The following is a 301-nucleotide window of genomic DNA, read 5'->3' as shown; positions in this document are numbered from 1 at the left end:
GTGGCGGCGGAAGCGCCCGATCTGGTGATCCTCGGCAAGCAGGCGATCGACGACGACTGCAACCAGACCGGCCAGATGCTGGCCGGCCTTCTCGGCTGGAGCCAGGGCACCTTCGCCTCCAAGCTCGAGATCGAGGCCGGCGCGGCCAGCGTCACGCGCGAGGTGGACGGCGGGTTGCAGACGGTCGGCCTCCAGCTGCCGGCGATCGTCACCACGGATCTGCGCCTCAACGAGCCGCGCTATGCCTCGCTGCCCAACATCATGAAGGCCAAGAAGAAGCCGCTGGAGGAGAAGACCGCCG

General features: G+C 68.4%; 1 protein-coding gene. It reads left to right on the top strand.

The features are described 5' to 3' along the window. The coding region (locus AUL32_RS24325; protein ID WP_441294113.1) for an electron transfer flavoprotein subunit beta/FixA family protein at positions 1-301 on the top strand (301 nt) is incomplete at both ends.

Origin of the sequence: Aureimonas sp. AU40, assembly GCF_001463785.1 — a bacterium.
Taxonomy (GTDB): domain Bacteria; phylum Pseudomonadota; class Alphaproteobacteria; order Rhizobiales; family Rhizobiaceae; genus Aureimonas.
Note: the sequence above shows the minus strand (reverse complement) of the source record. Positions and strands in the feature narration are given on the sequence as shown.